General features: G+C 28.0%; 20 protein-coding genes. 1 reads left to right on the top strand and 19 read right to left on the bottom strand.

Features of this window, described 5'->3' with window-relative positions; genetic code table 11:
• Positions 1-175: 175 nt before the first annotated feature.
• Together IC218_RS17425 and IC218_RS17430 are read right to left on the bottom strand one after the other, a co-directional pair.
• Positions 176-1,084: a DUF2268 domain-containing protein gene (locus tag IC218_RS17425; protein WP_227825064.1), complete on the bottom strand. Its 909-nt coding sequence runs from the start codon at positions 1,082-1,084 to the stop codon at positions 176-178.
• Positions 1,085-1,362: 278 nt separating this feature from the next.
• Positions 1,363-1,767, bottom strand: coding sequence for a pyridoxamine 5'-phosphate oxidase family protein (locus IC218_RS17430; protein WP_227436455.1), 405 nt, complete (start codon positions 1,765-1,767; stop codon positions 1,363-1,365).
• Between the two features lie 232 nt (positions 1,768-1,999).
• Here IC218_RS17430 and IC218_RS17435 point away from each other — a divergent pair, with 232 nt between their 5' ends.
• Entirely contained in the window at positions 2,000-2,326 is a 327-nt protein-coding gene (locus IC218_RS17435) for a winged helix-turn-helix transcriptional regulator (protein ID WP_227436457.1), read from the top strand.
• Between the two features lie 90 nt (positions 2,327-2,416).
• On the opposite strand, the gene IC218_RS17440 is transcribed toward IC218_RS17435, so the two are convergent.
• The 17 genes from IC218_RS17440 to IC218_RS17520 form a co-directional block, all read right to left on the bottom strand.
• Positions 2,417-4,252, bottom strand: a complete 1,836-nt coding sequence (locus IC218_RS17440; RefSeq protein WP_227825065.1) for a glycerophosphodiester phosphodiesterase — start codon at positions 4,250-4,252, stop codon at positions 2,417-2,419.
• A gap of 492 nt (positions 4,253-4,744) precedes the next feature.
• Positions 4,745-5,194 carry a GNAT family N-acetyltransferase gene (locus tag IC218_RS17445; protein WP_227483301.1) on the bottom strand — a complete coding sequence of 150 codons (450 nt, stop codon included), beginning with the start codon at positions 5,192-5,194 and terminating at the stop codon, positions 4,745-4,747.
• Positions 5,195-5,508: 314 nt separating this feature from the next.
• Positions 5,509-5,913: a YmaF family protein gene (locus IC218_RS17450; RefSeq protein WP_227436462.1), complete on the bottom strand. Its 405-nt coding sequence runs from the start codon at positions 5,911-5,913 to the stop codon at positions 5,509-5,511.
• Between the two features lie 116 nt (positions 5,914-6,029).
• Complete coding sequence (locus IC218_RS17455) at positions 6,030-6,896, bottom strand: pentapeptide repeat-containing protein (protein WP_227483302.1); 867 nt, start codon at positions 6,894-6,896, stop codon at positions 6,030-6,032.
• Positions 6,897-7,246: 350 nt separating this feature from the next.
• Positions 7,247-7,486 carry a hypothetical protein gene (locus IC218_RS17460; RefSeq protein ID WP_227436466.1) on the bottom strand — a complete coding sequence of 80 codons (240 nt, stop codon included), beginning with the start codon at positions 7,484-7,486 and terminating at the stop codon, positions 7,247-7,249.
• 104 nt (positions 7,487-7,590) lie between these two features.
• A complete protein-coding gene (locus tag IC218_RS17465) occupies positions 7,591-7,935 on the bottom strand; it encodes a zinc ribbon domain-containing protein YjdM (RefSeq protein WP_227436468.1) in 345 nt (114 codons plus the stop codon).
• A gap of 326 nt (positions 7,936-8,261) precedes the next feature.
• Positions 8,262-10,772 carry a diguanylate cyclase domain-containing protein gene (locus IC218_RS17470; protein ID WP_227825066.1) on the bottom strand — a complete coding sequence of 837 codons (2,511 nt, stop codon included), beginning with the start codon at positions 10,770-10,772 and terminating at the stop codon, positions 8,262-8,264.
• A 998-nt stretch (positions 10,773-11,770) separates the two neighbouring features.
• Positions 11,771-12,196 (bottom strand): helix-turn-helix domain-containing protein, encoded by a 426-nt coding sequence (locus IC218_RS17475; protein WP_227825067.1) that lies wholly within the window; start codon positions 12,194-12,196, stop codon positions 11,771-11,773.
• A gap of 283 nt (positions 12,197-12,479) precedes the next feature.
• On the bottom strand, positions 12,480-13,112 hold the full coding sequence (locus tag IC218_RS17480) for a ketohydroxyglutarate aldolase (RefSeq protein ID WP_227436597.1): 633 nt from the start codon (positions 13,110-13,112) through the stop codon (positions 12,480-12,482).
• A gap of 105 nt (positions 13,113-13,217) precedes the next feature.
• Positions 13,218-14,123, bottom strand: a complete 906-nt coding sequence (dapA, locus tag IC218_RS17485) for a 4-hydroxy-tetrahydrodipicolinate synthase (protein ID WP_227825087.1) — start codon at positions 14,121-14,123, stop codon at positions 13,218-13,220.
• 4 nt (positions 14,124-14,127) lie between these two features.
• A complete protein-coding gene (locus IC218_RS17490) occupies positions 14,128-14,730 on the bottom strand; it encodes a KpsF/GutQ family sugar-phosphate isomerase (RefSeq protein WP_227436474.1) in 603 nt (200 codons plus the stop codon).
• 63 nt (positions 14,731-14,793) lie between these two features.
• Positions 14,794-16,065, bottom strand: coding sequence for a PTS ascorbate transporter subunit IIC (locus IC218_RS17495; protein WP_227825068.1), 1,272 nt, complete (start codon positions 16,063-16,065; stop codon positions 14,794-14,796).
• 27 nt (positions 16,066-16,092) lie between these two features.
• Positions 16,093-16,380, bottom strand: a complete 288-nt coding sequence (locus IC218_RS17500) for a PTS sugar transporter subunit IIB (RefSeq protein ID WP_227436477.1) — start codon at positions 16,378-16,380, stop codon at positions 16,093-16,095.
• A 15-nt stretch (positions 16,381-16,395) separates the two neighbouring features.
• The gene (locus IC218_RS17505) at positions 16,396-18,477 is read right to left on the bottom strand and encodes a BglG family transcription antiterminator (RefSeq protein WP_227825069.1); all 2,082 of its coding nucleotides are present in this window, start codon (positions 18,475-18,477) and stop codon (positions 16,396-16,398) included.
• Positions 18,478-18,971: 494 nt separating this feature from the next.
• Entirely contained in the window at positions 18,972-19,493 is a 522-nt protein-coding gene (locus IC218_RS17510; protein ID WP_227436482.1) for a cysteine hydrolase family protein, read from the bottom strand.
• A gap of 228 nt (positions 19,494-19,721) precedes the next feature.
• The gene (locus tag IC218_RS17515; RefSeq protein WP_227483335.1) at positions 19,722-19,982 is read right to left on the bottom strand and encodes a MerR family transcriptional regulator; all 261 of its coding nucleotides are present in this window, start codon (positions 19,980-19,982) and stop codon (positions 19,722-19,724) included.
• Complete coding sequence (locus IC218_RS17520) at positions 19,979-20,107, bottom strand: winged helix-turn-helix transcriptional regulator (RefSeq protein ID WP_227825070.1); 129 nt, start codon at positions 20,105-20,107, stop codon at positions 19,979-19,981. Before IC218_RS17520 ends, IC218_RS17515 begins: the two co-directional genes overlap by 4 nt.
• Positions 20,108-20,285: the final 178 nt, after the last annotated feature.

Below are 20,285 nucleotides of genomic sequence, written 5' to 3' on the forward strand. Positions count from 1 at the left end.
TAATAGGAAACTAGCATGTAGTATTAGATACACTAGATATGAAATCTTCAAAATTTTATTATTGAAATATTTCTTTATATATATTATTGTATATTTTTTACAAATCATTGTCAATTTATTTTTCTCAAAAATAGAATAATTGCATAATCTTTTTTAGATTATGCAACTTATAGATTTAATCCCAAAATTCCCTTACTTCCTCTATGATTTCACTATATGGTAATAAAGTAGCCTCCACTATTGACTTGTTTGTTTTTTCTAAATAATACTTAATCATATAGTAACCACAGGCATATCCTGCACAATAAGGTAGTCCTACTGGAAAATATCCTTGCATTTTAGCTATATCATCACCATAAAGATATGATATTATATTTTGAAATCCAGTTTCTTTTAAGCCACTTTTGATTATTGGCTTTATATAGCTATTCAGTGTCTCAATGTCAGTCTTACTAACCCAAGGCCCTACCATATCATCCCCAAACATCCATGTTGCAAAGTTTTCTGCAAGACCTTCATTTATCATCATTTCTTCTAAAGTTATGTTATTACTCCAATTTATAAATTGAAATCGAATATTGTGATTACATTCATGTGCTAGTGCTGCTGGTAACCTATTAATAGTATACTCATTTGGGACTATTGATAAAAATATATATCCTGGAATTCCACCATCACCAAAATATCCATCACTTAATATTGTATAAGGGTTTTCTGGATTTGCTAATAATATTGAAAATTTATACTCCTCAGTGTTCAATTTATACCCCTCTTTTATAAAAGGCTTTATGGAACTTTCAATAGTTTCTTTACACTTGTTCCAAAGTTTGTCATTGGATAGAATATCTATGTTATTTATTTGACTTTCATTAATATCTTTTGGAGATAAAACCCCCATCATATCACTTGCCATAATTACATCATATCCACCTTCTTGTTTTGCAGTGATTGGAACATTTATACACATCCATTTAAACTCAAAAGGCTTCATCAACTCATATCTGTATATATCCTCTTTCTTATTTGCAGGTGCATTCATTATTTTTTTATATATTTTATCTGAGCGTACCTCTACAATATTCATTTTTATCATCTCCTTTAAAATAAAGTATATAGAATTACGTAGCGTCAATGTCAATATATAAACTTATACAAATAAACAAGAGAATCATTTAATTTCATATAATATGACTCTCTTATATATTTGTAATGTGATGGATTTGTATAAGATTTTTAAACATTTATTTTATTTCTTAAAATTAATTATGTTAAAACAAGGATAATATTATCATCTAACTTAAATTCTATTTTAATGTTGTTAAAATAATATTGCTAGCTCTTGATATTAATTATTTTTTTGTATTAAATACTATATTCTTTTGGTGGCTCGCCTGAAAAATCTGAGATTACAGCCTTAGCGTCCTCAAGATAAAATATTTCAAAAGTAGGATTATCTTCATTCTTATAGATTGATTTAACAAGTTCACTAGATTCAATTATTTTTTTCTTTATATCCTTATTGTCTGAGAATATGACTTTTCCACATAGTCTTATCCAAGCAAATTCAGGAGTTGATGTAGTTATTTCTACATATGGGCTTTTTTTAACTTGTTTAAATACATCTTTTTCATTACTTGTACAAAAATATAATTTTCCACATTCTTCAATCATAAATTGGAATGGGCGAACTTTTGGCTTTCCATCCGCTCCTATTGTTGCAAAATATTGAACTGGATTTTCCTTTAAAAATTTTACTACTTCATTCATTTCATCTACCCCCTAAAATAATTTGTTGTATTTTTTATTTTTTTAATAATATAATAAACTCATTAGTATCTATTGTATAGTAAGCACTTTAAAGTACTATAGTTACCTAATAGAAACTATTGGCACAGTTTATTTTTTTAATACTTATATATTTAAAAGAAATTTTTATACGTATTCCCTAAAATGATATAATACTTTAAAGAAGATTATTAAAGAAAGGATGTTGTGATTTATGAAAAAAGATTTACCTGAATGTCCTGTAGAGATTACTTTACAACTCATCAGTAATCGATGGAAGGTATTAATTATACGAGAGCTATTAGATGGTACTAAAAGATTTGGTGAAATCAAAAAATCTATTGGAGATATAACTCAAAAAGTTTTAACATCAAACTTAAGGTCTATGGAAGAAAGTGACTTAGTAACTAGAAAAGTTTATCCAGAAGTTCCTCCAAAGGTAGAATATACTCTAACAGAAACTGGTTATAGTCTTGAGCCAGTTCTAAATTCAATGCATGAATGGGGAAATGATTACAGACACAAAGTTATTAACAAATAAAAATAACCGTATCTCTTCACTATGATACGGTTATTTAAAAATATTATAAAATAAATATATTATTATTTTGCAATTTGCACATTTTTTAGTCTAATACACTTCAATTATATCTTTATCAGAATCATGCCTAAATAAATAATTAGCTACTCTATTTATGAATCCATTTTTCTGCCAATAAATTGCATCATCTACTAAAAATGGATTATCTGTAATTATACTATCTACATTTAAAATAATCATTTTTTTCATTAATTTACTGCTATTAATAGTCCATACAAAAACTTGTTTTCCTTTTTGATGTATGTTATCTACTACCTTTTTATTTATAAAGGTGGACTCTATTCCATATATGTCAACATAGTCCCAGTCATAAAAATTCCCATATGCAACTGCTGTTAAATAACAAGTTACCATATTGGGATTTAATTTTTTAACCCTTTTTAATACATTTTTATTCATGGATGCTACAACGCATTGATTATCTATTCTATTTGATTTAATTAGCTCTAATACTCTTTTTTCTACATCAGTTTTTTCATGACCATTAAGCTTTATTTCTATTAGCAATTTTATTTTGCCTTTAGAATACTTCATTGCCTCATCAAGAGTTGGTATTTTCTCCCCAGCAAAATCTGACCTAAAATGACTTCCTACATCATATGTCTTAATTTCATCATAATTCACTTCCCAAACATTTTTATTTACACCAGCGACTCTTTCAAAATTAGAGTCATGAAATAAAATCAACTCTCCATCTTTAGTTTCTTGAACATCAATTTCAGCATATTCAGCTTGAGTTATGAAGGTTTCTTTAAATGCTGCTATAGTGTTTTCTGGAGCAACCAACGCTGAAACCCTGTGAGCCGTTGCTGTTGTGTTGTAAAAAAATGAAGTATTAAATAAAATATCATTATTTAAAGAGTACATCATTGACTCAATATGTAAGATAAATAAAATTACTACTATTTTCAAAGTAACTTTTAATACTGACTTTATTGAGTTTTTTTGTTTTTCTAGATTCTTTTTATAGACACGAATGTCATTATATTCATAATAAAATGCAGAAATAAATCCAGTACTAATTATAAATATAGCTATTGATGAAATAAATGCTGCATAATCATTAAACATAATGCATCTACTAATAAATATATCTTTTAAAAAGTTTGCATTTGTGTAATTTTTAGTCCATATTCCTATCAATATAATAATAACATGATAAATTATATACCCCATAACAGTAATTATTAGAGATAATCCTAAGGAATAAAGTATTAATTTTATTGCTTTTCCTTTTGTAAGGCTAGCACTTTTTTTCCTTGCTTCTTTAAAACTATTTGTATTTAGAGTTACCTCATGTATACTAAAAATCCATCTAATGACTGATATATATAATATTAAAATTAAAACCATATAAATTATATTCAGAACAATATTAGAACTTATATAATCCAATATATATTCAGGAAGTTTTATTTTCCCTATAAAGCCTGAGGTTAGGGCTATATTCGTTAATGGAACTATTAGTAATACAAACACAAATAATAATATATTTTTAGGATTCAATATGTTTATAGATTTTCTTAAGGATAATTTAATAAGTTTAAACAAAGTAATTTTTTCAGAAATTCGTGATTTATCAAAACAAATAATCACTGAAGTAAATTCAAAAAACATATAAAACGCCAATATTATAATTGACAGTATGGCTAATATTATTGATAGAGGATTCGTTAATATTTCTCCTATGTTATCAGTACTTAAATACACTATATTTGCACTTTTCATAGAACTACTTAATACAAGTTTGATTGATGGTAATATAATCAACAAAGCTAATCCTTTATGAAATAGCTCAAATAGAATTAATGTACTCCAGTTATATTTCACCAATTTTATAAAATTATTTAAAACTTTCTTTTTCATGATATCCCCTTAATCTTTTTATTATATTTTAACCTGTAAATCACTTAAATATATATTATCTTTTAATAATTTATAATTTAATATCTCTCAAATTATTATATTTACAACTATTCACAAATAAAAAAGCACTTTCTTCTTCTTAAGAAAGTGCTTTTTACTATTAACTTGTATTTGCTTATATATTTAATATAGTGCTGAATCTATAGAAAATAAAATAAATTATTTTCAAATTTAATTGCTAGAATTAAAATTATAAGGTCTATCATTTTATAATATTATTTTATTGGACATATCAAACAATAACTAAATATAACTTTCTTCCTTCTTTACAGTCATATTTTAGTGTATTATCATTTGTAAGTTCTGTAGCAAATATAGTATCATATTTACCCAAATAGATTAGGACAATTACAATTTTATTTAAGTTGTAGAATTCTCTATATGCATATTTATATTTTCATATGCATATTTTTTCATTTAACTATATCTATATTAACTTAGCCTCATATGTAATATTGGAAATGGATTCCCTTGCCCATCTATTTCAGACCTATCAAACTCTTTAAATCCTAAGTGAATATAAAATCCCACTGCTTTTTTATTTTGTTCATTTACATCAACATATTTTATATTGTATTTATCTATAGCATATAATATTAGTTTTTTTCCAATACCATTACCCCTATATTCATCTTTTATAAATAACATTTCAATTTTATCTTTATCTATTCCCATAAAAGCTTTAATCATGTTATCAACTTTTAAACAAACCATAGTTTCTACTTGTGTCAAACCAATTTTAACTACTGGCTTCAAAGATTCAATATCTTTTTTTGTCAAAAAATCATGTGTTGCTCTTACTGATGATTCCCAAATTTGTAACATCTCTTGAAGCTCTTTTGCACTCCTTTGTTTAACTTCAAAAACTATTTCAGAGCTCATAATAGTCTCCTCTCCATAGTATATTTTAATTACATAGTACAACCTTATGTTAAGTATAATCACAATAAAATTTTATTTTGTAAATAGTTTATTATAATTTATAATCATGTATTTTGGGCAAATAAATTCATTGTTGAATACTAGTTAAAATGCCTCTGATACTTATAAATGAATATTCTTTTTTATCAAAGATAGAAGTTATAAAGGACTATGAAAGCTAATATCATAGTCCTCATTAAGTTTAAACATTGTATATAATACACTTTTATACTTTACTTACATTCAATAAATTTGCTACAATAATTTACCTTAGTTTATACTAAAGGTGCTTCTATTTGAGTAGTAAAAAGGAATTTATGGCAATGACCATCACTAACAGTAGTATTTCCACATACTAAGTGAACATGCTTATTAGTTCCTGGTATATTAATTGCTGGACCTGTTGTAACACATATCTTGTGGAAATGGTCAAGAAAATCTACATTATCATTTATTTTATGAACATGATTTGTTCCGCCATTTATTGGTATAACTTCACCTGTAACTCCTGCAGCACGATGATTATGTCTATCTTCACATTCTTCTGCTAATTTAACACTTTCTGAGTATTCATGGACATGTGTCATTTCTTCATAGTCATTATAGCACTTATTACACTTATTATATTTATAATCCTCATACATATAATTTTTTTCACATTTACAATTTTGACAACTCATTTTTATATCTCTCCTATTATATTATATATTAAGAAATTCCTCTAAAGAATCTCTAATATATACTATGAACTGGAGTCAAAAAGGTTCATATTTTGTAAAGTTATGTAATAATTTAATTATTTATCCCAGTATTTAGGATGTACTAGTGTATCTGGTAACTTCGTATTAGAATCTCCCTTTGCAGTATTAATCTGTAATTGTGTAAGGAATACACTATTTTTAAGATTTGCCCCTCTAATATCGCAGTCTCTTAAATCTGCCCCTATCAAATTAGCACCACTTAAATCTGTTTCCCTTAAATTAGCCGCTATAAGAAATTTACCTTTTAAATCTGCTCCTATTAAATTTGTTTTTCTAAGGTCTACTCCTATTAAATCTATACTTTTACTTAATTTTTTCTTATTTTTAAAATTAGAAGTCTTTACAAAGGATTTAGCTTTTTCTAGTACAAAGTCACTAGCTTGTGACAATAATGAATTAACTTTTGTTCGATGTGATATTATATCTAAATCTATTAGTTGTTCTGGACTCATATTAGTTAGCTCATCAGTTTCTTCAATTATTAGATTGAGTTTTTCTTTGATTGAATTAGGTATATCTAATGTAGATGCTTCTTTAAGATACCATAACATTTCATGTAACTGCCTCATAATTAAAAATACTTCAAACATCTGGTTTGCTAATTCTGGCTCTTGTATCCAGTTTTTTCCCTTGTATGTTACCTGTGCTACCTTTTGACCCGAACCAAAGCAATCATACGTAGTACAGCCTCTAAATCCTTGATTTCTAAGATTTTTATGTACAGAACATTTAAAATCTGATTGTAAGTTAGTGCATGGCTTACCTGATTCCTTATCAGCAGGAAAACCTTCTGAAGCAGAAAAATAAAGTGCCACACAACAAAGTCCAAAGCACTTTTCACAATCAATTTTTAAATCTTTAAATAATTGATTATTATATGTATCTCTATGTATAGCTTTCATATTTACTCTCCTTTTATTTTTACATTTTATAATATAAATTAATATTTATTAACAAGTCATTTTTAAACTATTTATACAAAATTACTTCTTCTTAATTATAAGTTAAAGTGTCCTTTATTCCAATAGTATACAGTAATCTATCAATATTAATATTTGTGACAATGCCTTTTTCATGCCAATAGTTTTTGCATCCACAATAGTCTAATATTACACATTGCAGAATAAACTAAAAATTTTTCGCTTTTTATTCTCCAATGTGAATTGATGTTTGTATTACATCATTAATTTTCTTTTCAAATATATAATCTAAAGTTGTCACAAAAAAAGAAAGAAATCATATGATTTCTTTCTTAACCAATAATATATTCTAGTAATGTACCTTTTTCTATGTGTTTATCCATTTCTAATCTTTCATTTGGGCCAAATGTTATCCATAACTTTGCTTCCCCATTTTCGTCACACCCAACTACTGCTTCTCCATCTTCACTATCTTCACAGCATCTGTATACTATAGGTACTACTTTTTTCATTTCTTCCATTACTTTATTTACATAATAATCTTGTTCTTCACCTTTTAAAAAATAACACATACGTTACCCTCCTAATGAATTTTCTATTACTACATTAAAGTCTTAAATTTATATTTGTATAATAGCTATATAGATTATTTCATAAATACCACAAATTTTTTATACTATGCTTTTTTGACAACAGAAGACTTTAGTTTCATAGCTCCAAAACCATCTATTTTACATTCTATATCATGCCCATCAGATGGATCATGAATTAAACGTATACTTTTTACTTTTGTTCCTATTTTTATAGATGATGAACTTCCTTTTACTTTAAGGTCTCTGATTACTGTCACAGCATCTCCATCATTTAACACATTTCCATTTACATCTTTAATAATGTTTGTATCTTCTTCTGTATCTAGTTCTAAAGTCCACTCATGAGAGCATTCTGGGCAAACTAGAAGAGTTCCATCTTCATAAGTATATTCTGAATTACATTTCGGGCAATTTGGCAAATTTTCCATATTCATATGTCCTCCATTTATTATTTTTAATTTTATCTTTAAATATATAAAATTTCTTTTGAGCCTATATGATACCACATTATACTTATATTGACAAATATAGCCTTGTACTTATAGTTTTAAATATTTATAAAAGAAAAAACAGTCAATCTGTTATAATCAACTGCTTCTAAAACTAATACTATTTTTTATAAATTGATATTTCAATATCATTACAAAATTTACCTAATTCCTTAAATAAGAACTCTAATATTTCCTATAGTCAACGAAAATATTTTGTCTAAAGTAAAATTTAATTTATGTCCAACATAGTACTTCTTTTACTACTAAATCATACTGACACATAAATATGCTTCCTTTTGATTCCATGTTATAGGAGTCTTATTAATATCTATAGAGTCATAATTACAATACTGCCCAATATGTAATTTAGGATATGTACTCTTAAATCTTTTATTTCCATACAATAACAAATTATCTTCCTTATCAACAACATAAATACATTGATCAATACTATCTATAATAGCCTGGTATTGCTGCATCTGTTGATTTAATTTCTTCTTTTTCTTACGTTGCAAAAATATTGATAGAACTTGAGAAATCAAAGCTAATGTACTGACTTCTTCTTGTGTCCATAGACGTAGACCAGTACATTCATCAAATCCAACAAATCCTCTGAATACCTCATCTTCTCTATATGCACATTGAAGTGTGGAATGTATGTCTTGACTAGAAAACAATTCCTCTAATTCAGGACTTAATGTATGTACATCACGACAATAGAAAACAGAATCATCTTCAAAGAGTTTTTCATAATCTCCATAGTCCTCATAATCAGCATTTTGCAAGTATTCTATTTGAGGAATGATTCCCTCATTACACCATTCATAAGTATTAGAAGTGTATCGACCATCTTCTGAATTTTCAAAGATATAAGCACGACTCACATTAAACTGCTTACCAATAATTTCAAGTATCATATTAATCGTCTGGTCTATATTATCGGTCTGATAAAGGACACGGAATATATAACGTGTAAGATTATCAGAAGATTCGACGTATTTTTTTTCTGAATCAATAGCTGTCCCAAGAGAAGAGTAATTCAATTCTTCCAAGCCTTTAAAGGCATCATGATTATAGATGACATAATTGTTTTTACCCAAACTTTTTGCCTGATATAAAGCCTTATCAGCTCTTGTATACATTTCCTTGAATGTATTACCATCTTTCGGATATATAGAGATTCCAATACTACAGGTTACTTTTACAGAGCTTTTTTCTTTCTGAAATAGATGACGGAACATATACAGCAATTCTTCTGCTTTCTTTTCTGCATCTTTAGTTGAAGAAATGTTCTTCATAAAAATTGCAAACTCATCTCCACCTATTCTGCCAACAACATCACTATCGCGCATTATTTTTTTCATGCCTGATGCCATCTCTGTGAGCACTATGTCTCCAATCATGTGACCTTCTGTATCATTAATATGTTTGAAATTATCTGTATCAATCATAAATAGCGCACCCATAGCATCTAAATTTTGTTCAACATATTCCTTAATCTGCTTTTCTGTTTCAGCACGATTATAAATTCCTGTCAATGCATCTTTCTCTGCTATGTATTGCAATTTCTCAATCTGTTTTCTTTCTTTTGTAATATCAAGTCCTACACTATAAAAAGATGGTATTCCATCCCAACTGTCTTCTCCACTAATATAACATAGAGTGATAGTCCATATACGTTCTTCTTTTGAGCGCGTATATGCTCTTGCTTCAAATACAACATTATCTCCAGACTCTTTTAAATCTTGCGCCATCATCTTCGCACGCTTATAATCCTCAGGATATAAATATAAACATTGGCTATTAAGTTCCTCTTTAAACTGCTCCTTTGTATATTCAATCATATTCAGAAATATATCATTATACCAGAGTATTGTAAGATAATCCCTTGCATCCATTCGAATCATTCCTGCTGGAATAGTTTTCAGGATTGATTCTCTTTCCTGATCTTTTTTTGCAAGTTTATACTCAGAACTGTACATATCATAAGACAACTCTATGCGTGCTCTGTGTCCTTCCCAATTTATCATACGATTTTTAATCATAAATGTTCGCTTCAACTTGGAATTGTAAAACTCCCATTCATATGTCTCATCTTTTTTTAAACATGAATTGGTACAGAATGGACATGGGGAAGTTCTACCTTGAATTACCTCATAGCATTTTTTCCCAATCACCTCATTTGCTGATGCCTGTAGAGTATTACATGACTGTTTATTTACGTACAACAACTCATATGTATCCATATCACTTATATATACATTTCCAGCATACTCTGACATCATCCACTTAAAACTCTCTGTACTTTCTTTTTCCATCTCATATAGTTCATTCTGTCTAATTTTTAACTCATCAATATTTGAATATATGATATAGACTATTGCTTTTCCATCCTCCTGTGGCTCAACTAATATACCAGTCATTATTACCCAAACATATTCTCCATGATTTACTGGAATGCAAGTTTGATATTCTACACTTTTCTTACCATTCTGATAAGCATCTAAAAAATGACTTTTCATAGCTTCAAAATGATAAAGATTATCTTCATAATAATGTCTAAGACTAGAAAAATGAGACAAAAATTCTTTCTCTGTATATCCCAACAACTGATAAAAAGCTGTATTTCCCCAGATAATTGTAAATGAATCATCTAAAATATGCTTACTAACTCCAATATCCATAGCTTTTAGCATGTCCTCTGAAATAACTTCATTATTTGTTACTTTCTCTTCTTTACACATTCGATGTGTCCCAGTATCTTCTTGCTTCATTTTTAATTATCCTCCTCTCTTTATACCCACTTCTAATCTATTGTGCTAATTAGCATAATGATAAAAGTGAATAATCAGTGTGTCAAATTATTTTATTTACAATATTGTTTTATTTAACTTTTAAATTTTCACACATCGTCCAGCTTGAATGCTAAAGGTATGGCTATTGTTGATTTCCCTAATGCTACAACTTCAAAAATTATACAAATTGATTTCTTCTAATTTAGGCAATAGGTTTGATTTATTGCAAACAAAACTTGATTAATTTTATATATAGGGTGGAACTTATTGTTTCTTAACCATAATTTTCTGATATTTATCTAAAATTTGCCTTCTTTTAATGAAATTATATCATAACTTGAACTTTAAATCAGTCCTTTTCTAAATAGAAAAATAAGATAAAACCATTGAAATTATGGAAAAAATAATAGAAAATCATATCAATTTAAATATACTATCTACAGTGTTTTGTATTAACTCTACAAGTCTGATTGACCATTGCTATTTTTAATACGTATTTTTAAATATTCTTCTAAATTATCTTATAAAACTATATGTTTTTCGAGTTAATTATATATTAATATTCATTTTTTTAAACTTAGAGATACTATCTATTCTTAAATTCTTTTTAATATCAATTAAATATATTCTTTGTTTTTTATTCTATGTTATATACTATACACATAAAAACTGTATCTATTACTTATAGTATAGTTATTTGCTATACTATAAGTAATTTCTTCACTAAAAAATAACCACATAAGTAATTATCTTATATGGTCTATGTTAATTATTCATTATTATAAAGTTTTATTTTTAAGTGTACTACAGTAAATGTACTAAAATTGTTTAATAAATTTATTTTCTTTCTTATCAATAATTAAAAAGTAAGTGGTTATACCTAGATAATTATTATCTAATATAGCATCAGAAAAACTACCTCAATCTTCAACTAAAAGTAAATCTGTAGGTTTAACTTTTTTAAAATTTAATTTATTCTATTTTTTTATATAGTCCAGTATATAACTAATTCCCATACCTATAAAACTACCAACTATCCCCCACATAAAATTACTTGTGACAAATCCAATTGAGATGCCAATTATAAAACCACCTATAATTAAATTATCTGATGGGTCATTTTCTTCCTCATTTTTATCATAATCTGCGATATTATCAGTAGGTAATTTACCTGGTATAATCGTATCTTCAGCTTCAGTTTTATTTGTATTAACTATCAAATCATCTAAAGTTACATTAAATAGATTTCTTAATAGTATTAAATTTTCTATATCTGGATATGTTTTATTGGATTCCCATTTTGATATAGCTTGCCTAGATACATTTAGCATTTCAGCAAGTTGTTCTTGTGATAGATTTCTTTCTTTTCTTAGTCTTTTTAAACTTTCCCCCAAGTTCAACATAATCACCTCATCTCAATTTAAATTATATTTATTTATTGATTTATTCACAAGACTTATATAGTTGCACCATGTTAACTATTAGTTGCATTGCTGAATTTATCTACATTTCAAATAAAAAAATAATAAAGGAGTTGCCTTAAAATTGATTTTTTTCTAATCAAATTTTAAATTCAACTCCTTTTTTGGAATTTTAAATGAAATTTATTTCTTGAAAATAAGCTACTCTTCGTAAAAAAAAAGCTGTTACACATCAATTTATAATTGTTTAGCAACAGCTCTAACTTTAAGCTTTTCTTATATTTTTAATTGTTTCACGAATCTTTCTGGCATTTTCAGCAATATCTTCAACACTACCCTTGGTTAATAACCCACCAAATCCACACACATCAACACCATTTTCCAACCATATATGCAAGTTATCAAGAGTAATTCCACCACTTGCCAATATTGGCATATCAGGTATTGGTGTTTTAAATACCTTTACTAGTTTAGGTCCATAGAAATCTGATATTGGAAAAGCTTTGATAAAGGTAGCTCCTAAACTCAATGCATCTACTGCTTCTGTTAGTGATGTACACCCTGGTGCGTAAGGAATTTGATATCTATTACAAGTTTTTGCTACACCTTCATTGTAATTCGGTGCAATAATGAACTGAGCTCCATGTAAAATGGCATGACGAGCTGTTTCACTATCCAAAACTGTTCCAGCACCCACACAAAGTCTTTTACCATACTTTTTGCTAAGCCCTTGAATGATTTCTCCAGCATTATTCAAGGTATAACTCATTTCTATAACTGGTACTCCACCTTTAATACAGCCTTCAGCAATCTCACATGCACGCTCAAGTGTTTCCACTCTTACAATTGCTAGAGCTCCACATTCTACCATTCTTTTAGTTATATTCATCTTTTTCATACCATTCACCTCTACATTCATCAAAGCATTTTGATTCTTCATTAATTCCAATCCCATTTTACAATACTATATTAGTTATATGTCAATGTGATGTCACTATCTGTGTTATCTATTCTCACAGTTTTTATTGAATAAAGTTTTATAATTTTCAACTACTTGCTTAATTTCTTCAAGCAATTCTCCCATTGGCTCAATTACAGGAAGTCGTGCAGTCCCAACATTAATTCCATTCAAGACAACAGTTTTCTTTATAACAGATGGAATAGTCCCAAATTTTAGGATACGACGAAGTTCTTCAATACTATTTTGAGCTTTTTGAGCTGCTCTTAAATCACCCTTAATAAAGTTATCATAAATAGCAATATCAATCTCTGTTAAAAAATTTGCTGTGGCTGCTACAGCACCTTGCCCACCAGATTTCAAAGTATCAAGAATAAGGGAATCTGAACCTGAAAATACACTAAAGTCTTCATTCCTAGTTATTTCAATATAAGCTTTTATATTATCAAGCTTACCACTACTATCCTTTATTCCAACAATATTCTTTACCTTAGATAATTCATGTACTGACTCAGGTTCAATATTAATTCCAGTCTTACTTGGCATGTTATACATCATAATTGATAAGTTAACTGCATTAGCAATAGTTTTATAATGTAAAATTAATTCCTGTTGTGTTGGTGTTACAAAATATGGCGTAATAATTGATAATGCACTTGCACCTATTTCTTCCATTCTCTTGGATAAACTTATAACTTCACGAGTTGAATTACCTCCTGTTCCAACAAAAACAGGTACACGATTGTTAGTGTGATTGATAACAATCTTTGCAAATTCAACCTTTTCATCATCTGTAAGTACATGACATTCACCATTAGTTCCTAAAATAAATAATCCATAGATTCCTCTATCAATTAGATAATCAATCAATTCACATGTTGCGTGTGGATTGATATTTTGATTTTCATCAAATGGAGTTATCATTGCACATATAATACCTTTATATTTCATAAAATTATATTCCCTCTCTAATAGACTTTCCAAGACTTCCTCCTGGATGCCACTTTAAATACTGCTTTGCATCAAGACCTTTAGCGTACTGAAGTGCAACACTTAATGATTGTAATACTATAGTTTCAGCAAGAATTGATGCACGAGGAGCCTTATTAAGGCAATCTCCTTCCTGTTTAACGCCTGCAAATAGGAATATATCAGAAGAATTTTTTAAGTATGAATCAACATTACCACTCACCCCAATTATTTTTGCTCCATTTGCTTTTAATGTTTCAACAGTTGCTTTTAATTCTTGAGTTTCACCACTATTCGATATTGCAATAACAACATCACCCTCAAGTACTTGACCACTTGACCCATGTACTGCTTCTGTACCATGCAATACATATGCTGGTGTTCCAGTAGATGAAAGTAATGAAGAAATATACCCTGATACATGACCTGGTTTACCAATACCAGTTACATGCACACGTCCATAACTTCTTTCTGCTTCGAAAATTAAATCACATGCTTTGTTTATAGATACTTCATCTATTGAAGCAATGAACGTTGCAACTTCATTAGATAGATTCTCTAGAAATACAGGTAATGTATTTTCTACCATAGATTTATCCTCCTTAAAATTATAATAGGAATACCTATTATCCTTGTATAATATTAATATGTTTTAGATAGGTTTTATAAATTGTAAAATATTATGTAATATTGAACCAACCACGTTATAATCAATATTAGGGAAAGTTGCTCCTTCTATACCAAGTGTTCCATAAACTGGATATAGTATAACTGGTAAGAATGCAAGAAATAATCCTACAACGAATGAGCCAACAATAGCTCCTCTCCATCCTCCTGATGCATTACCAAATACCGCAGCTGTACCACCTGAGAAGAAACATATATGAGCAGCTGGAATAATTACTACAGGGAATATATTAGGAAATGATGCCATAATAACAATTGCTAATAGACCAGCAGCATATGCTGAGATAAATCCAATAATAACTGCATTTGGTGCGTATGGAAATACTGTTGGTACATCTAATGCAGGACGTGAACCTGGAATATATTTTTCTGAAATAATTACGAATGCTGCAGTTATTTCAGCCAAGAACATACGAACACCAGACATTAATATTGACATACCAGCTACGAATGTAAATGCTTCTATAAGAGGGAATACTAACCAATGTGTTGAGCCAGCAAGTTCCTGAGTAAATGCGTGTCCAGCTTTTAAAGTTGCTACATAGAATAAGATTAACATAACTATAGACAGACCCATTAAGAAATCTCTAAATATTGATAACCACTTAGGAAATTTAATCGTTTCTGTTGTTTCTTCTTTATGCTTTGAAAATAAACGACCAATATAACCTGATAAGCCATAACCAATCATGTTGAAGTGACCAATAGCTTGTTCATCCCCACCTGTCAGTTCACGCATAAATGGTTGACAGAATTGAGGTAATGCAGCAGACATAAATCCTAAGATAGTACCACCCACTAAAATAGTAATTGTGTTATCGAATCCATGTGCTTTCATAATCAAAACTAATACACAAGAAAAGAATAAACTATGACCTGTTGTAAAGAAAATATTTTTGAATCTTGTAATACGTGCAAAAACTAAGTTTAATATGAATCCAAGAATCAATGTACATGAAACCGCAAAACCATATGTACCTTGTGCAAGTGCAGTAGCTGCTTCTGGTGAAGCTATAACACCTGTAATTCCAAAACCTTGTTGAAATAATTTATTGAAGTTCTGTAATGCTCCAGTCATAGCTGAAGCACCAATACCAAATATCAAGAAACCTATAAGTGTTTTTGAAGCTCCAGTAAATACTTCGACAGCTGGTTTCTTTTGAAGAATCAATCCTATAAATGCAACTACACCAAGTAAAACAGCTGGCGTACTCAATAAACTAATAATAAACTCCATAAATAGCCCTCCTTATTCTATTAAATTTTATTTTTCTTTTGATGCAAGAAATTTTTCTAATGCTGTTTTAATTTCATTACGGTCAACAATGTTGTGAATTCCAATTATATCAAATTTCAAATTTTTATTTTTTAACTCTTCAGCAACATCAATTAATGTTTCTACAGCATCTCCATTGAATCCATTTAAGGAGTCTAATGAACCATGCTCTACTTCAATTGGAAAATTATTTTCCTTAATAATTTGTTGAGTCTTTATTTTTAACATCAAACTTGAGCCAACTCCTGCTCTACATGCGATTAAAATTTTATACATAATTAAATCCCCCTTTTATAATTCATGTGTTTTTATAAAATCAATAATTTCATTAGCTTCCTTAGCATTATCCAAAACTCTAAAGAATTCTTCTTCTTCCAATAGTTCAACTAACTCTGACATAGCACGTAAATGACTATTATTATCTATTGCACTTAAGCAAAATACATATTTTACAGGGTCATTATTATCATTTCCAAATTCAACAGGATTTTCTAAAGTAGCAATCCCTATTGCAATTTCTTTTGCCCCTGCTTCTGGTCTAGCATGTGGAAGTGCCACATGTTTTGTAATTACTATGTATGGTCCAGACGCTTTTGCTGAATTAACCATAGCATCTACATAGGCTTCAGTTACTTTATTATTTTCAACTAAGACAGAAGCTGACTGTCTAATAGCTTCCTCCCAATCTTTAGCTTTTATCCTTAGTTTTATTAGCGTTTCATTAGTAATGTCACTTAGCATAGGTCCTTCTCCTTCCTTAGACGTAAAATTTTCTATCTGTGTAAAATAGGCTAATAACTCACTTGAAAGCATACTTTCAGAAGTTACTTTCGCATATTTTTTTATTATATCCATAACCTCATCGATTTTAGGTTGCCTTAAAAAAATATCACCCAATTGAATGTACACTTCACGTGTAACCTTATATTTTTCTTTTGGGGTCATAACAGGACTAACTTTAATCACTGGCACATCTGTTTTTAAACCCTCCGCCTTATAATTAGTTGTAAACACAATGTCTACAGATTCACTAATATTTTCCAGTTCAGAGGATTCTAGTATTGGTAGAAAATGCAAATCAGGGAACAAGCTTGTAAGTTCTGCATGTAAAATAGCTGAACTGCCAACACCATTTGAACAAACTATCAATGCTCTCCTTTTTCTAGGTCCATCAAACTCTTTTTTATCTGAGAAAAGGGTTGCAAAATGCATAGTTAAATATGCCAATTCCTCTTCTTGAATGTCTTCTCCAAATAGCCCACAAAACTCTTTCATTGCATTACTCACAATTCTATAAACTAATCTATATTCTTCTTTTACCTTTTCACAAATTGGATTATAAATAGGTAATTTAAATAAAAGTCTGTAATAGGCTGGTCTAAAATGAGAATATAGTCTCTTAAATATTTTTTCTTGACTTATATAATAAACTCCACTTAAATATCCAAACTTTGTCATCATTTTATTTACAATTTTTGAAATAACAGCTCTATCTTCTGTATCTTCTTCATCATTTCCTACTGATATACCTAAAATCCAAGCACTAATATACATTATATTATGAGATTTTATCTTCTCTTTACTCTCATATACTTCTAATAGCTCCCTAGCAAATTTGTATTCCTTCATCGAACTCATGACTGCAATATTAGGAATATCTATATTTTCTTGAATAACTACTCTATTTGAATACATTCTTGCTTTTAGAAAGATAAAGATATATATAAACTCTATTAATCTATCTTCAACAAAAGTAATTTCATATTTTTTTACAAGCTTTAATATAATTTTTTTAGCTTCTTCAAAACTATCTAACTTATACTCTTCAATAAAAATATCAAATACTCTTGAACTTTTCTCATTAGATAGAGTTTCTATAATGTTTTTAATAAGTACTCTTCTAATTTCCATCTCATTCCCGACTAGGTAATATCCGTTTATACGATTGTTCTTAACTTTAATGTTCTTTTTTTCAAGTTCTGGTATCAAATCTTTAAAATCAAGATTTACAGTAGACCTACTTACTTTTATAGAATCTATAAAATGATTAATTGAAATATCCTCCAGATTAATAAAAAGCATTAAATACATATATAAAAGTCTTTCTGTTTTGCTAAAATAGTAAGTATTCTTAGAATAGTTTTTTTCGAGGATTTCTCTAATTGCATCTTTTGTATCTTTTTTAACAATAATATCTTTATCAGCTCTTAAATATATAAGTGGTACTTTTTTTACTTTAAGTATGTCATTGATTTTATTTATTCTATAAGTAATTTGCCTCTTTGATGCATTAGATTCTTCTTGTAGTTCGTCAGCTGTAATCAATGTGCTATTTAATAAAACCTGAAGAATTGATACAATTTCTTTATCCACTTCTATTAATCCCTACTTTCTTGTTAAGATTAGTCTTTATATTATCACTAGATTTTCATCACCTCCACAATATTTATTTTATTTGATAATTTTAGCCTTTTCAATTTCATTTAAGTCTAACTTTTGTTTTAGATTAAGACAAAAATTAAACTTATCTAAAATACAAACTATAATACATGTATAGATTCTATAGATAAAAAAAGAGTTTCTTAAATAAAGAAACACAAGAAAAATTGATTTAAATAATAAAAGTTATATTGATTATGAATAAATTACTACAACTAAAAAGCACATTAATTCAAAATAAAATTGATGTGCCTTATATATAACTCTAATATATTAAGTCTGATTTTTAATTTGGAATTTAACATCACTTGTTGGAATTTAAATTTGAAATCAACTTATGTAAATATAAATGTCACAGTCTATGTTCCTTATGATTTTAATATTTTAGACTAAATAAGTTAAGTTTTTTCTTATGTAATAATCTATATTTATTTCATCCTTCTAAGTGTTTCGTCTACTGAAATACATTCTGCATATCTTTCATTCCAGATAAATTCATTGTAGTATTTATATGATTGTTCTGCTGACATAAATGAATTATCAACAGTTGTATTTGCATAAGCTGGGACTATTATGTTAAATCCATGTTCAAATCCACATTTTATAGTAGCATCAATACAGTAATCTGTTTGAAGTCCAGCAATAATTATATTTTTTTCACTAGTACTTTTTAAGTATTCTAATAAGCCTGTTCCCTTAAAAGCACTATTTACTTCTTTATCAAAGATTTTTTCTTCATCACATGGTTTAAATTTTTCATATATTTCAAATCCGTTTTTACCTTTAGTCAACTCATTTTCAACTCCATCATCATGACGTACATAGATTACTTCTATATTATTTTTTCTTGCTGTATCAATTAAGCTTTCTATATTTACTACAAATTCATGAAATTTATATAATTTTTCATTTGTTATTAGTTTTTGTGTATCAACAATTAATAAAACCATACCTATTCCTCCTTGAATATTCCTCTAATAATTTCTTTATATTTTACTATAAAAATAAATATTAGCCTATAAATTTTTATTGTGAAAAATCTATTAAAACTAAGCTCCAGCTTAAGAGAATATCTACAAGTAATTTTTACTTAAATTCAATTAATAAATAAGAGATAATCATATCACTCACTTAGCATATGATTATCCCTTACATTCTTAAAGAGTTTGTTCTTTCTCTTATAGCAAAAGTTCTAAGTTGTTTATACTCTTACTTTTTCTTATTTCTTGAATCTTTTTAATTTCTATCTCCATTTCTCTATAAAAATTTATTGTTGTAATATCATATATATCAAACTGATTATATTTTCTATATCTATTTTCATCATTTTTCTTGGGATTTACTAAGCCTTTGTTCTCATAAAATTTTAGTGTGTCTCTAGATATTCCTAAAAATTTAGATACTGTCCAATTGTATACATTGTATCCTCCTACTGTTATATGAGTTCTTCATGTTCATTAAATTTCTTCCTATTAACAATTCCAACACCTTCTAAAGCTTGAAGTATCACAATCATCATACCATTTGTAATCTTTGGAATTACTCTTTTTACTTCATAACTCAAGTATAAACTTATTAATATGATACGTTGTAAATATTATATTATCTACATGTATCTAACAATGATTCTTTACCTTTAAGATACACTCTCACATATTTAACTTTTACTTCAAAAGTTTTTCTAGACACAAAAATGTTCCCTTCATGATAACAGTTTTATTATTTTAACTATTTGTCATCAT

This window comes from Clostridioides sp. ES-S-0005-03, from assembly GCF_020658455.1.
GTDB lineage: Bacteria > Bacillota > Clostridia > Peptostreptococcales > Peptostreptococcaceae > Clostridioides.